This window comes from Pseudomonas sp. BAV 4579 (assembly GCF_009765395.1).
GTDB lineage: Bacteria > Pseudomonadota > Gammaproteobacteria > Pseudomonadales > Pseudomonadaceae > Chryseomonas > Chryseomonas aestiva.
The window spans coordinates 1-14,002 of record NZ_WHOV01000118.1 but is presented as its reverse complement, the minus strand read 5'-3'; the positions used below and the strand labels follow the sequence as shown (position 1 = coordinate 14,002).

At 66.2% G+C, this 14,002-nt stretch carries 12 protein-coding genes and 1 pseudogene; 11 read left to right on the top strand and 2 right to left on the bottom strand.

What is annotated here, in order from left to right:
• The first annotated feature begins 112 nt into the window (after window positions 1-112).
• From dapA to GSQ95_RS20100, 10 genes are all read left to right on the top strand, one after another.
• Window positions 113-988, top strand: a complete 876-nt coding sequence (dapA, locus tag GSQ95_RS20145) for a 4-hydroxy-tetrahydrodipicolinate synthase (RefSeq protein ID WP_158895177.1) — start codon at window positions 113-115, stop codon at window positions 986-988.
• Between the two features lie 12 nt (window positions 989-1,000).
• Window positions 1,001-2,167, top strand: coding sequence for an iron-containing alcohol dehydrogenase (locus GSQ95_RS20140; RefSeq protein ID WP_158895154.1), 1,167 nt, complete (start codon window positions 1,001-1,003; stop codon window positions 2,165-2,167).
• A complete protein-coding gene (locus GSQ95_RS20135) occupies window positions 2,164-3,417 on the top strand; it encodes a four-carbon acid sugar kinase family protein (protein WP_158895156.1) in 1,254 nt (417 codons plus the stop codon). Before GSQ95_RS20140 ends, GSQ95_RS20135 begins: the two co-directional genes overlap by 4 nt.
• Window positions 3,410-4,423, top strand: a complete 1,014-nt coding sequence (gene pdxA / locus GSQ95_RS20130; protein WP_158895158.1) for a 4-hydroxythreonine-4-phosphate dehydrogenase PdxA — start codon at window positions 3,410-3,412, stop codon at window positions 4,421-4,423. The genes GSQ95_RS20135 and pdxA overlap by 8 nt, the downstream gene beginning before the upstream one ends.
• A gap of 11 nt (window positions 4,424-4,434) precedes the next feature.
• Window positions 4,435-5,385 carry a phosphoglycerate dehydrogenase gene (locus GSQ95_RS20125; RefSeq protein ID WP_158895160.1) on the top strand — a complete coding sequence of 317 codons (951 nt, stop codon included), beginning with the start codon at window positions 4,435-4,437 and terminating at the stop codon, window positions 5,383-5,385.
• A gap of 27 nt (window positions 5,386-5,412) precedes the next feature.
• Complete coding sequence (locus GSQ95_RS20120) at window positions 5,413-6,738, top strand: MFS transporter (RefSeq protein WP_158895162.1); 1,326 nt, start codon at window positions 5,413-5,415, stop codon at window positions 6,736-6,738.
• A gap of 78 nt (window positions 6,739-6,816) precedes the next feature.
• Window positions 6,817-8,229 carry a sodium:solute symporter family protein gene (locus GSQ95_RS20115; protein ID WP_158895164.1) on the top strand — a complete coding sequence of 471 codons (1,413 nt, stop codon included), beginning with the start codon at window positions 6,817-6,819 and terminating at the stop codon, window positions 8,227-8,229.
• Window positions 8,216-9,346 carry an exo-alpha-sialidase gene (locus GSQ95_RS20110; RefSeq protein WP_158895166.1) on the top strand — a complete coding sequence of 377 codons (1,131 nt, stop codon included), beginning with the start codon at window positions 8,216-8,218 and terminating at the stop codon, window positions 9,344-9,346. Before GSQ95_RS20115 ends, GSQ95_RS20110 begins: the two co-directional genes overlap by 14 nt.
• An 11-nt stretch (window positions 9,347-9,357) precedes the next feature.
• Window positions 9,358-10,041 (top strand): SDR family NAD(P)-dependent oxidoreductase, encoded by a 684-nt coding sequence (locus tag GSQ95_RS20105; RefSeq protein WP_158895168.1) that lies wholly within the window; start codon window positions 9,358-9,360, stop codon window positions 10,039-10,041.
• Between the two features lie 55 nt (window positions 10,042-10,096).
• Entirely contained in the window at window positions 10,097-10,858 is a 762-nt protein-coding gene (locus GSQ95_RS20100; protein WP_133859595.1) for a DeoR/GlpR family DNA-binding transcription regulator, read from the top strand.
• A gap of 291 nt (window positions 10,859-11,149) precedes the next feature.
• On the opposite strand, the gene GSQ95_RS20095 is transcribed toward GSQ95_RS20100, so the two are convergent.
• Window positions 11,150-12,478, bottom strand: a complete 1,329-nt coding sequence (locus GSQ95_RS20095) for an APC family permease (RefSeq protein WP_158895170.1) — start codon at window positions 12,476-12,478, stop codon at window positions 11,150-11,152.
• A 107-nt stretch (window positions 12,479-12,585) separates the two neighbouring features.
• Window positions 12,586-13,401, bottom strand: a complete 816-nt coding sequence (locus GSQ95_RS20090) for a carbon-nitrogen hydrolase family protein (protein ID WP_158895171.1) — start codon at window positions 13,399-13,401, stop codon at window positions 12,586-12,588.
• Between the two features lie 139 nt (window positions 13,402-13,540).
• On the opposite strand from GSQ95_RS20090, the pseudogene GSQ95_RS20085 reads away from it, so the two are divergent.
• Window positions 13,541-13,954 (top strand): annotated as a pseudogene (locus GSQ95_RS20085) (helix-turn-helix transcriptional regulator); the annotation flags it as partial.
• Between the last annotated feature and the right edge of the window lie 48 nt (window positions 13,955-14,002).

Genomic DNA, 14,002 nt, shown 5'->3' with positions numbered 1-14,002 from the left:
TTTCCTGAAGTGCACAGGCCCATCGAGCACGCAAAACCATCGGGCCGCTATTGATCGATTAGATCAAAACATGCTTTATTGTGATCAAAACAATCACAAGGTAGGCATGACCATGAAATTCCGCGGCATCGTTCCCGCCCTCGTTACCCCCTTTGACGCCCAACAACGTGTCGATGAAAACGCTTTGCGCGGTTTGATCGAAAACCTGATTGGCGCCGGCGTCCACGGCCTGTTCGTACTGGGCACCAACGGCGAGTTCTTCGCCCTCTCCGAAGCCGAAAAGTTGCGTATCGCCGAGCTCACGGTGGACGCCGCGGGCGGCCGGGTCCCGGTCGTAGCCGGTACCGGCGCCTTCGCGACGCATGAAGTGATTGAACTGAACAAAAAAATGGCGGATCGCGGCGTCGATGCCCTGTCGGTGATCACGCCCTACTTCAATGCCGTCAGCCAGAAAGAGCTGATCACCCATTACGAAGCCATTGGCGACGCCTCCCCACTGCCGCTTATGCTCTACAACATTCCGGCCAAGACCGGCATGTCGATCGGCATCGGCGCCGTGGCCGCCCTGAGCCAGCATCCGCAGATCAAGGGCATCAAGGACAGCGCCGGCAACTTCGACTCCTTGGTGCAGATGATGAAGTACCGCAGCGATGACTTCGCCGTCTTCGCCGGTACCGACTCCCTCATCTACTGGAACCTGCTGGCCGGCGGCGATGGCGCGGTGGCCGCCACGGCCAACGCGGTACCCCAGGTCGTCATGGCCATCTGGAACGCCTTCCAGGCCGGCGACCACGCCACCGCCCGCGCCGCCCAGGAAAAGCTGCGCCCGCTGCGCGATGCCTTCGCCCTGGGCACCATGCCGTCGGTACTGAAGAAGGCCGCCGACCTGCTCAACGTCCCGGTCGGCCCCTGCCGGGCCCCGGTCGCGCCGCTGGACGAAGCCACGGTGCACAAGCTCGAAGGCCTACTGGCCATCTATCGCGACTGACCCGGAGCGCCCATGTCCCTCTATCATTTCCAGACCGTCAAACACCTGATCCATGGCACCGGCGCCCTGGATCAGCTCGGCGACAAGCTCGCCCTCCTCGATGTCCCGCTGCGCCGCGTGGTGCTGGTCACCCAGAACGCCATGCATGGCCTGGGCGTGACCGAGCGCGTCAAGGCGCAACTGGCCGCCCGCGACATCGACGTGGCCGTGATCGACAACGTCGAGATCGAGCCGACCCTTGAGAACATCGAGCAGGTCTTTCGCGAACAGGTCTCGCCGCGCCAACCGGACGCCCTGCTCGCCATCGGCGGCGGCTCGGTACTGGATGCCGCCAAGCTGTTCGCGGTCATGCTCACCAACGAGCAGTCGCTCAGATCCATGCTCGGCATCGACCAGGTGGCCCGCGCCGGGCTGCCCACCGTGCTGGTCCCGACTACTGCCGGCACCGGCTCGGAAGTGACGCCCAATGCCATCGTCACCCTGCCCGACGAAGAGCTGAAAGTAGGCGTGGTCAGCCGCCACCTGCTGCCCGCCCTCGTGCTGCTCGATCCGCTGCTGACCTTGAGCCTGCCCAAGGCCATTACCGCGGCGACCGGGATGGACGCCTTCACCCATTCCCTGGAGTCCTTCATCTCCAACAAGGCCAACCCGGTCAGCGATACCTTTGCCCTGGAGTCCATGCGCCTGATCGCCGGCAGTATCGTCGAGGCCTATCAGCAGCCGGACTCGGTGCGCGCCCGCAGCGACATGCTGCTCGGCTCCACCTACGGCGGCGTGGCCCTGACCGCAGCCGGTACGGCGGCGGTCCATGCGCTGGCCTATCCCCTCGGCGGCAAGTTCCACGTCACCCACGGGGTGGCCAACGCCATGCTGCTGCCCCATGTCATGGCCTTCAACCTGGACAGCTGCGCGCCGCGCCTGAAGCGCGCCGCCATGGTCTGCGGCCTGGCCCGCGCGGAAGACAGCGACGAAGCCGCCGCGCACCAGCTGATCGAGCAGATCGCCGCCTGGACCGCCATCCTGGAAATCCCCCAGGACCTGGCCGCCTTTGGCGTGCGCGAGGAGCACCTGCCGGAGATGGCCGTGGCGGCCTCCAAGGTCACCCGGCTGATGGTCAACAATCCCAAGCCGCTGAGCCTGGACGACATCCAGGCGCTGTACCGGCGCCTGCTGCCATGACCCGCCTGCTGATCCTGGCCGACGACCTCAGCGGCGCCGCCGACTGCGCCCTGGGCTTTGCCAAGGCGCAGGCGACCCGGGTGCTGCTCGACGCCGAGGCCCTGGACGCCCAGGCGCCGGTAACGGCACTGGACCTGGACAGCCGGCGACTGGATGCGCGTGCGGCGGCCGCACGCCACGCCGCGCTGCTTGGGCACCCGGCGTTGGCTGGCGCCGCGCTCTACAAGAAGATCGACTCCACCCTGCGTGGCAATGTCGCCGCCGAGGTGGCGGCCCTCGCCCCGCGCGGCCTGGCCCTGGTCGCGCCCGCCTACCCGGCACTGGGCCGCACCACCCTGGGGGGTATCCAGTACCTGGACGGCGTACCGGTCGACCAGACCGATGTCTGGCGCAACGAGGGACTGACCGGCAGTGCCGATCTGGTCGCTCAACTGACTGATCACGGCGTCAGCTGTGCGCGGCTGGATCTCGCGACCCTCCGTCAGCCGGTGGCCCTGGCCGCCGCCCTGCGCCGCGCGCTGGACAGTGGTCTGCCCGCGCTGGTCTGCGACGCCGAGCGGCAAACGGACCTGGAGGCACTGGCCCGGGCTTCCGCGCCCGTGGCGCAGCAGCTGTTCTGGGTCGGCTCCGCAGGCCTGGCCGAGGCGCTGCCCGCTGCCCTGGGCCTGACCGGCCACACCGCCCTCCGCCCTCATGGCGACGGCCCGATCCTCACGGTGGTGGGCAGCATGTCACGACACTCCCAGGCCCAGGCCGAGCGGCTGGTGGCGGGGAGCGGCCAACACTGGCAGCGGCTGGCCCCTGCCTGGCTGCTGGAGCCGCAGCGCGCCGCCGAGCGTACCGCGCTGGCCGCAGCCCTCGCTCGGCAGCTCGCCTGCGGCGAAGACGTCCTGGTGAGCCTTGACCAGCAGGCCCGCGACCCGCGCCAGGCCGTGGCCCTGAGCCAGGCCCTGGCCGAACTGCTGCAGCCCGCCCTGCAGGAGGCCGCCGCCCTCATGGCCACCGGTGGCGAGACCGCACGCGCCCTGCTCGCCCAGGCTGGCATCACGGCGCTGGACCTGCACGGCGCCCTCGCCCCGGGCGTGGCCCTGGCCAGCACCCGCTGGCGCGGTCGCGCCCTGCGGATAGTGACCAAGGCCGGCGGCTTCGGCCAACCCGACACCCTCCTCGATGCCTGGCGCCACCTGCGCGCCAGCCTACCCGCACAGGCCGCCACGGCCTCCCTGCAGAAGGAAGTCCACCATGTCTGAACGTCCCGTCATCGGCATCACCATGGGTGACGCCACCGGCGTCGGTCCCGAGATCATCATGAAGTCCCTGGCCCACGCCTCGGTCTACGACAGCTGTCGCCCGCTGGTCATCGGCGACGCGGGTCGCCTGGAGGATGCCAATCGCATCGTCGGCGGTCGCCTGCAGATCAACGCCATCGAGCGTCCCGATCAGGCGCGCTTCCAGCCCGGCGTGGTGGATTGCATCGACCTCGGGCTGATTCCCGCCGACCTGCCCTACGGCAGGCTGTCCGCCCTGGCCGGCGACGCCGCCTATCGCTACATCGAACGCACCGTGCAGCTCACCTCCGCCGGTGAACTCGATGCCATCTGCACCGCCCCGCTGAACAAGGAAGCCCTGCACGCCGGCGGTCATATCTTCCCCGGGCACACCGAACTGCTGGCGCACCTCACCGGCACCGAGGAGGTGTCGATGATGCTGATGACGCCGATCCTCAAGGTCATCCACGTCACCACCCACATCGGCATCATCGATGCCATCGCGCGCATCGAGCCGGGCCTGGTCAAGCGCACCATCGAACGCGCCCACGCCACCCTGCAGCGGGCCGGCATCCAGGACCCCTTGATCGCCGTCTGCGGCATCAACCCGCATGCCGGCGAGAACGGCCTGTTCGGCTACGGGGAGGAAGAAACCAAGATCCAGCCGGCCATCGACGAACTGCGCGCCCGTGGCTGGCGCGTGGAAGGCCCGCTGCCTGCGGACACCCTGTTCTTTCGCGCCGGTCGTGGCGATTTCGACTGCGTGGTGGCCATGTACCACGACCAGGGCCACGGGCCGGTCAAGGTCATGGGCCTGGAGGCGGGCGTCAATGTCACCGTCGGCCTGCCGGTGATCCGCACCTCGGTGGACCACGGCACCGCCTTCGACATCGCCGGCAAGGGCATCGCCGACGAGCGCAGCCTCATCGAGGCGTTGCGCCAGGCCACCGAACTCGCCAGCCGGCATCGCGCCAGCCAGGCCGCCTGAGGAGCCTGACCATGAAAGTCGTCTGCACCTCGCCCTCCTTCGCCAAGTACTCCCGGGAACCGCTGGAGTTGCTGGCCCGCCACGGCATCGACGTGGTGACCTTGCCCGCCGACATCGATGCCGAGGGTTTCATCGCCGCGGCCGCCGAGTGCCAGGCGGCCATCACCGCCTTCAATGTCTTCGACGCCGCCACCTTCGCGGCCCTGCCGCAGCTGCGCCTGGTGTGCAAGCACGGCGTCGGGGTCGACAACATCGACCTCGACGCGGCCCGCGCCAGCGGCGTGACCGTGTGCAACGTGCCCAACTCCAACCGCCACGCGGTGGCCGACTACACCTTCGCCCTGCTGCTGGCCTCGGCCCGCCAGGTCGCCCGCGCCGATCGGGAGACCCGCGCCGGCGAGTGGCCGCGGCTGTTTGGCGCGGATGTCCACGGCAAGACCCTGGGCATCGTCGGCCTGGGCAGCATCGGCAAGGAAGTCGCGCGGCGCGCCAGCGGCTTCGCCATGCGCGTCATCGCCCATGACCCCTATCCCGATCAGGCCTTCGCCGACCGCGAACGCATCGAGTTTCACGCCCTCGACGAGCTCCTCGCCGAAGCCGATTTCGTCACCCTGCACATCGGCCTGTCCGACGCCACTCGCCACCTGCTGGACGCACGGCGACTGGGCCTGATGAAGCCGGGCGCCCACCTGATCAACGCCGCCCGCGGCGGCATCGTCGATGAAGAGGCGCTCTACCAGGCACTGCACAGTGGCCACCTGGGCGGCGCAGCCCTGGACGTGTTCGAGGACGAGCCGGCCAACCAGCACCCGCTGTACGGGCTGCCCACCGTGGTGGTGTCACCGCACATCGCCGGCTACACCCCGGGCGCGCTGGACATCCTCAGCCTCACCTGCGCCCGCAACGTGGTGGCCGCCCTTACCGGCAGCACCACCCTGGAGTCCGTCGTCGTCGCCCCCTGACCCCCCTACCCCTTTCGGAACCTGATCATGGATAACAACAACAAGGCCACCAGGATTCGCTGGATCATCGCCGGACTGATGTGGACAGCGATCGCCATCAACTACATCGACCGGGTGGTGCTCTCCGCCGCCGCCCCCTTCATCAGCAAGGAATTCGCCCTCAACGCGACCGAGATGGGGCTGATCATGTCGGCCTTCTTCTGGTCGTACGCCCTGCTGCAGTTGCCCGCGGGCTGGCTGGCCGACCGCTTCGGTCAGAAGGCCACGCTGGGCGGCGCGGTGCTCTGGTGGTCGCTGGCGACTGCCCTGACCGGCCTCGCTACGGGCTTCAAGTCGCTGTTCGCCTTGCGCATCGGCCTGGGCATCGGCGAGGCGGCGGCCTACCCGAGCAACGCCGGCATCACCTCGCGCTGGTTTCCCGACAAGGAGCGCGCCACCGTCTCGGGCATCTTCGACAGCGGTTCCAAGTTCGGCGGCGCGGTGGCCATGCCACTGATCGTCGGCCTGATCGCGGTGTTCGGCTGGAAGCTGACCTTCGTCATCAGCGGCGCCCTCGGCATCCTCTGGGCCCTGGCCTGGTTCGCCTTCTACCGCAACGATCCGGAAGACCACCCGCGCATCAACGAGGCCGAGCTGCGCTACATCCGCGAAGGCCAGCGGCGCCGCGAAGGCAATGGCGAGAAGCCGGCCATGCGCTGGTACGAGCTGCTGCGCTACCGCAACGTCTGGGCCATGTGCCTGGGCTTCTTCTTCATCAACTACAACTCCTACTTCTTCATCACCTGGCTGCCCACCTACCTGGTCAAGGAAAAGGGCATGGACCTCATCTCCATGGGCTTCATGGCGGCGCTGCCGCTGCTGATCGCCATGGTGGTGGAAGTCTTCGCCGGCTGGCTGTCGGACCGCATCTACCGCAGTGGCCGCTATTCGCTGACCACGATCCGCAAGACCTTCCTCATCGTCGGCCTGCTGATGGCCTCCTGCATCGGCCTGGCCGCCTTCGCCGAGTCGGCCTGGATCGCCATCGTGCTGCTGTGCATCGCCAAGTCCGGCACCACCGTGGCTGCCACCCAGGTGTGGGCCATGCCCGGCGATATCGCCCCGCGCGGCATGACTTCGATGCTGGCCGGCCTGCAGAACTCGGTTTCCAACATGGGCGGCGTGGTCGGCCCCATCGTCACCGGCTTCATCGTCGCCACCACCGGCTCCTTCAACATCGCCCTGCTGTTCTCGGCGGCGCTGATCGTGGCAGCCATCCTCAACTACCTGTTCCTGCTCGGCCGGGTGGAACCCATCGTCACCGACGATGCCCCGGAGGCGGACCTGCTGGGCGCCGGCCAACCCAGCCACTGACGTTCCTCGCCCAGGGCGTCGGCGGCCTGCCGGCGCCCTGTGAAAAAGCTCGTACAACAACAACACGGAGCGATTTCCATGCAGACGTTCGACGTGCAAAGCACCGCCATCATCATCGGGATGGTGGTGGTCTACATTCTCTTCACCACCTGGCTCAGCATCCGCCTGCGCAGCCGCACCAGCGGCGAATTCATGGTGGCCGCGCGCAGCATGCCGGCCTTCGTGGTGGGCATCCTGATGATGTCGGAATTCATCGGCGCCAAGTCCACGGTGGGCACCGCCCAGGCCGCCTTCGAGAGTGGTTTCGCCGCCTCCTGGTCGGTGATCGCCGCGGCCATCGGCTTTCCACTGTTCGGCCTGCTGATGGCGCGCAAGCTCTACGCCTCCGGCGAATTCACCATCTCCGGTTTCATCGCCCAGAAATACGGCCTGTCCACCAAGCTGATGGTGTCGATCATCATGATCTACGCCCTCCTGCTGGTGAACGTGGGCAACTACGTCAGCGGCGCCGCGGCCATCGCCACGGTACTCAAGATCAACCTGCCCACCGCGGCCTTCATCACCGCCATCGTCAGTACCCTGTACTACGCGTTCGGCGGGCTGAAGAGCGTGGCCTACGTCAGCATCCTGCACACCGCGGTCAAATACGTGGGCGTGCTCATCGTCACGGGCGTGGCCCTGCACATGACCGGCGGCTTCACCCCGGTCATGCAGAACATGCCGGAGCACTACTTCACCTGGGACGGCGCCATTGGCGGCAGCAAGATCTTCGCCTGGATCATCGGTACCGTCGGCGCGATCTTCTCCACCCAGTTCATTATCCAGGCGATCTCCTCGACCAAGGATGCCCGCGCCGCGCAACGCTCCACCTTCCATGCCTCGCTGCTGTGCATTCCCATCTCCCTGGCGCTGGGTTTCATCGGGGTCGCGTCCAGGTACCTGCATCCGGAAATGAGCAGCCTCTACGCCCTGCCGGTCTTCCTGCAGTCGATGCACCCGGTGCTGGCCGGCGTGGTGACCATTTCCCTGGTCGCCTCCATCTTCGTCAGCGTCAGCACCGTGGCCCTGGCCATCGCCTCGCTGGTGGTCCGCGACTTCTACGTGCCGCTGCGCAAGCCGACGCCCGAGCGTGAATTCAAGGCCACCCGGGTGATCTCGCTGATCATCGGCTTCGTGCCGCTGTTCTTCGTGTTCTTCGTGCCCGAGATCCTCAACCTGTCGTTCTTTACCCGGGCGCTGCGCCTGTCCATCGCGGTGATCGCCATGATCGCCATCTACCTGCCGCTGTTCGCCACCAATCGCGGCGCGACCCTGGGCCTGCTGGCCTCGACCATCACCACCAGCGTCTGGTATCTGCTGGGCAACCCCTATGGCATCGACAACATGTACGTTGCCCTGGCGACGCCCGCTATCGTCGTGTTCATCGAACGGCTCTTCCCCCAGTCCGCCGCCAAAGCCGCCCCTGCCGAGGTCCCCCATGTCCACCACTGAAATCGCCATCGCCGGCCGTCAGGACAGCTTCCTGCCGACACCCTATCCACAGAACCACGCCGCCAACCTGCTGGCTCAGCCTGACGGCATCCTGCTATGCACCTGGTTCGCCGGCACCCAGGAAGGCAAGGCCGACATCTCGGTCCTGCTGAGCCGCCGCGATCCATCGAGCGGGACCTGGAGCGAGCCCGTGCAGCTGTCGGACAACCCGACTCGCTCCGAGCAGAATCCCATCCTGTTCCAGGCGCCGAACGGTCCGCTGTGGCTGCTGTGGACGGCCCAGGTGGCCGGCAACCAGGACACCGCCATCGTCCGGCGTCGGCTGTCCACCGATGGCGGCCACAGCTGGGGCGCCATCGAGACCCTGATCGACACCCCCGGGACCTTTGTCCGCCAGCCGCCGGTGGTGCTGGCCAACGGCGACTGGCTGCTGCCGATCTTCCACTGCATCGCCCGCCCCGGCGAGAAGTGGGTGGGCAGCCATGACACCAGCGCCGTGCTGATTTCAGGCGATCAGGGCCGCAGCTGGATCGAGCATGCCGTGCCCGAAAGTACCGGCTGCGTGCACATGAATATCCAGCGGCTAGGTGACGGCAGCCTGCTGGCGCTGTTCCGCAGTCGCTGGGCCGACTTCATCCACACCAGCCGCTCCCAGGACGGCGGTCGCACGTGGAGCGCACCGACTCCAACGGTCCTGCCTAACAACAACTCCTCCATCCAGTTCGTTCGCCTCACCAGCGGCGAACTGGTGGTGGCCTACAACCCCACCAGCGCCGCCGACTACAGCGAGCGCCGCGCCTCGCTCTATGACGAGATCGACGATGGCGACAGCCGCGTCGATCCGGTGGCGAAGGACGGTGAACGCAGCGCTGTCTGGGGCGTGCCGCGCGGCCCCATGAGCCTGGCCGTGTCCACGGACGAGGGTCAGAGCTGGCGGCGCCTGGACGTCGAGGCCGGCGATGGCTACTGCCTGACCAACAACTCCACCGAGAAGCTCAATCGCGAGTACTCCTATCCGAGCCTGGTGCAGGCGCCCGACGGTGATCTCCACCTGGCTTTCACCTACTTTCGTCAGCGCATCAAGCACGTCCGCCTGCCGCTGGCCGCGCTGCGTTAGAGGAGACGGCGATGACAACTCAGCCTCATTCCCTGATTACCGGCGTCAGCTCCGGCATCGGCGCCGCCATCGCCCAGCGCCTGCTCGCCGAGGGCTGGCAGGTGACCGGCCTCAGCCGCCGCCCGCCCGAGCACAAACATCCGGCGCTGACCTGGATTGGCGTCGACCTGGCCGATGACCAGGCACTGGACGCCGTGCTGGCCGACAGCGGTCCGCTGGATGCCATCATCCATGCGGCCGGCTTCATGCGTACCGCGCCGCTGGGCGCCCTGGACCCGGCCGATGGCGCCGCCATGTGGCACCTGCACGTCGCCGTGGCCAGCCGGCTGGTGGATCGCCTGATCGAGCGCCTCGCCGCGGGCGGGCGCATCGTGCTGATCGGCAGCCGCACCATGCAAGGCGCGGCTGGACGCAGCCAGTACGCCGCCACCAAGGCAGCCCTGGTGGGCCTGGTGCGTTCTTGGGCGCTGGAATTGGCTTCGCGTGGCATCACCGTAAATCTGGTGGCGCCCGGGGCGACCGAGACGCCCATGCTGCGCGATCCGGGCCGCGCCGGCACGCCACCGCGGCTGCCCCCGCTGGGCCGTTACGTGCAGCCTGAAGAGGTCGCGGGCCTGACCGCCTTCCTGCTCGGCCCCGATGCCGGCGCCCTTACCGGCCAGACGCTGACGGTCTGCGGCGGCGCCTCGCTGTGATGTGGGGGAAGCACGACTGCGCTAGAGTAGCGCGGTCTTTCCCGATGGATTCCCCATGAAGGTCGCCAAACGTCGCCAGGCCATCCTCGAACTGGTTCTAGCCGGTCACACCAATGTCGAAACCCTGTGCCGGCATCTGGAGGTGTCGGAAGCCACGGTCCGCCGCGACCTGACTGCCCTCGCGGAAGAAGGCCAGATCCTGCGCACCTACGGTGGGGCGACCCATATCGGCACCCGCGAGCCGGAGCCGTCGCTGGAGCAACGCAGCAACCAGTCCGGTCCGGAAAAGGCCCTGCTCGCCCGCGCCGCCCTGGCTCATATCAACGACCACGACACCCTGGTGCTGGACGGCGGCACCACCACCGCCGCCCTGGCCAAGCTGCTCAACGAAAGACGCGGCCTGCACGTCATCACCAACAACCTGCTGGCGGTGCCGCTGCTGCGCGACCTGCCCGAAGGCCACGTCACCCTGCTCGGCGGCGACCTCCGCCCCGGCAGCATGTCCACCTTCGGCCCGGCAGCCTTCACCATGCTGGAGCGACTGTCGGCCGACAAGGTCTTTCTCAGCGCCGATGGTGTGGTCGCCGGCCGCGGCCTCTGCGAGGCCAGCACCGAGCAGGCCTACCTCAAGGAATTGATGATCCAGCAGGCCGCGGAGGTCTTCGTGCTCGCCGATTCGACCAAGCTCGGCCGTGATCGCCAGCAACACTGGACGCCGCTCAAGACGGACTGGACGCTGATCACCGATGCGACGGCGAGCGAGGTCCTGACCCCCTTCAGACAGCAGGGGCTGGTTCGCGTCGAAGTGGTGTCCTGAGCGCTAACGCGCTGATCTACGCAGGGCCTTGGCGTAAGGGTCAGTCGTTAAACGCGGTAGGCGGCTGTGATCCACACACCAGCTTCATTCCAGGCGTGCTTTGGGTGCCACCCCTAAACCCTGTCGCCAGCTCCTGACGCCAAACCTTGGCCGGCGTGAGCTGAGTGCATAGGGGCTACCTGCAGCCGACACGGCACTGGTTAGGTATGTGGCCACCGGCGAAGCTGATGTACTCACACGCCTTCGTCGGCTTGGTTGGGTACCTGCCCCGTGCAGCGAAAAGCGTGTTACTTACCCTTGCTCAGCTTCGAAACTAAGTGCGGGCGGGCGACTGCGAAAACCTCCCGTCAGCCAAGCCAGATAGAGTCCACCGAGCAGCAGCCAGCTGCAGCCAAGCATGATCGCCAAGCGATCAAGGCTGATCATCAGCCAGAGCGTCGCCAACATACCGATGAGCGGACACAGTAGGTAGAGCACTAGTTGTAGGGGGCCACGCTTCTGCGGCTGGCGTGCGAAGTGAACGATCACTGAGAGGTTCACGAGGCTGAACGCTAGAAAGGCGCCGAAGTTGATGAATGAGGTCGAGGTGGTGACATCGAGCCTCAGTGCTAGCAGCGCCACTACCGCGCAGACCAGGATAGCGCCTACCGGCGTACCGAAGCGCGGGCTCAGGGTGCCCAGTAGCGCCCGGGGTAGCACGCCATCACGGCCCATTGCGAACATCAGGCGCGAGGCGCTGGCCTGCGCCGACAAGCCCGAGGTGAGCTGGCCCACGATCAACCCGATCAGGAAGACCGACACAAACAGGTCACCCCCGATATTGCGCGCGATCTCGTAAGCGGCCGCATCGCTGCTTTCAAATAGGGTGGACGGATGGGCCAGCTGAACGAAATAGGCCGTGACCACGAAGATCAGTCCACCGATCAGGGTGATCAGCAGGATTGCCCTGGGAATGGTGCGCTGAGGGTAGCGGGTTTCCTCAATCAGGGTGCTGACCGCATCAAAGCCCAGGAAGGAGTAGCAGGCTACCGCCGCGCCGGCCATCACCAGGGACAGGTTTACGCCCTCGCCCAGAAACGGTTGCAACGACAACAGCGGCTTGCTGGCGTCGCCCAGCACGTAATGCACGCATAGCGCCACGAAAGCCAGCAGTACCAGAAACTGCACCAGCATCAGTACGCTGTTGATGCCCTTGGCCAGGTGCAGGCCCACGATGTTGATCACGCTGGTGACCAGGATGAACGTTAGTACCCAGAGCGCCTGGGGCAGTTGCGGGAATGCCGAATGAAGGTAGGCCGCGCCGATCAGCCAGATCGCCATCGGCAGGAAGAGGTAGTCGAGCAACACCGCCCAGCCGGCAATGAATCCGAGGTGATCGCTGATGCTGTGACGCACATAGCTGTAGGCCGATCCGGCTACCGGAAACAGCTTGGCCATGCGGGCGTAGCTCAGCGCGGTGAAGAACATCGCCACTGCAGCGGCCAGGTAGGCCGCCGATACGGCGCCGTGGGTGATCTCGGCAAGGATGCCGAACGTGCCGAGCACGATAATCGGGGTCATGTAGGCGATGCCGAACAGCACCACCGCGCCTAGAGACAGGGATCGTTGCAGACGAGCCATAACTTGTTTCTCCCACTTTATAAGTTTTTATGGCAGGACCGAAGTCGGCAAAAGTGCGCGGCAAGGCCGCAACGGGCGCGTCTGTGGCGCCCTTCAGAAGGAAAATGTCAGGGGATCAGTAGCTCACGCACACCGTTGGCATGGTCGATACGCTTACCTGGCAGCGTTAGGCGGCGCTCTTCCAGGTAGCGGTAGTCGCGGCGGGCCTCCGTCAGACGATGAAAGTCCAGGTCGATGATTTGTGTGCAAGGCTCGCGACCGGCTTCCAGCAGCAGGCTGCCGTTGGGGTCGACCGCCGCGCTACCACCGGCGAATATCAGGCCGTCGTCCCCTGCTCCGACGCGGTTGGCCATGACCGCATAGGCCTGGTTCTCCATCGCCCGTGCCATGATCGCGATTCGGTGAGTCGGTCCGTAGGGATCCATGTTGCCGTTGGTAACGATCAGCAGTTCAGCGCCGAGCTCACCCAGGGCACGGGCGCTCTCGGGAAATTCGATGTCGAAACACACCAGCAGCCCGACCCGCACGCCGTCGAGCAGCGCGGTGGCGTAGCGATCGCCCGGCGCGAACACACCGCGATCCGACGCCCACAGGTGCGTCTTGCGGTAGGTCAGCACGATGTCCCGCCCGTCCATCAACACAGTGGTGTTATAGAACGTACCGTCGTCGTTCTCGGCAAAGCCGATGGCAACCGCCACCCCACGCGCAGCCGCTGCCTTGCCGATAGCGGTCAGACTCGGGCCATTCAAAGGCTCAGCCAGGACGGCAACGTTTTCTGGCGTCGGAAAACCCGTTAGGTAGGTCTCCGGGAACACCAACAGGCGAGTGCCCGCCCTGCACGCCGCGATGGCCTGCAGGGCCTGGGCGAGATTGTAGGCCGTATCACCATCACGACCGGTGAGCTGAGCGAGTTCAACTTGCATGATGGGGCTCCGTTCTTGTTGTTGCATCAGGTGGGGGGCAAACACAGAATGCGGACACCCCACCGTCCGGAGTCGAGTATGGCGGCGGAGTCACACAGGCGGAATTACGCACGCGGGGTAACCCCATAGGGGTAGACAGATGACCATGACCTTGCACGACATCGCCTTCCATCACACCGTGGCCGAACTCATCGAAGCGCTTGATCGCCCGCATTTCTGGCGTGCCATGGCCCGCACGCTGGAGCAGTACGTACACCATGACAGTTGGGTGGCACTGATCTTTAGCGAGGGGCGCCCGCAGGTGCTGGCCGAAAGTCCCGGCGACGACGGTGCACCCGACCGGCTCTTTCAGGACTACCTGCATGGCCTTTACCTGCTCGATCCCTTCTACATCGCCAGTCGGGAGAGCCAGCGTGAAGGTCTCGTACGCTTGAGCGAAATCGCGCCTGACTGTTTCGAGCAAACGGACTACTACCAGCGCTACTTCAGCCTCAACGTGGTCGCTGACGAGGTGCAGTTCAATGTCGCCCTCCCCGGTGCTAGGCTCTGTCTGAAAAGTCGACGCGCCAACAGCGATCGATGCAGGCCAGAGTGACCATCG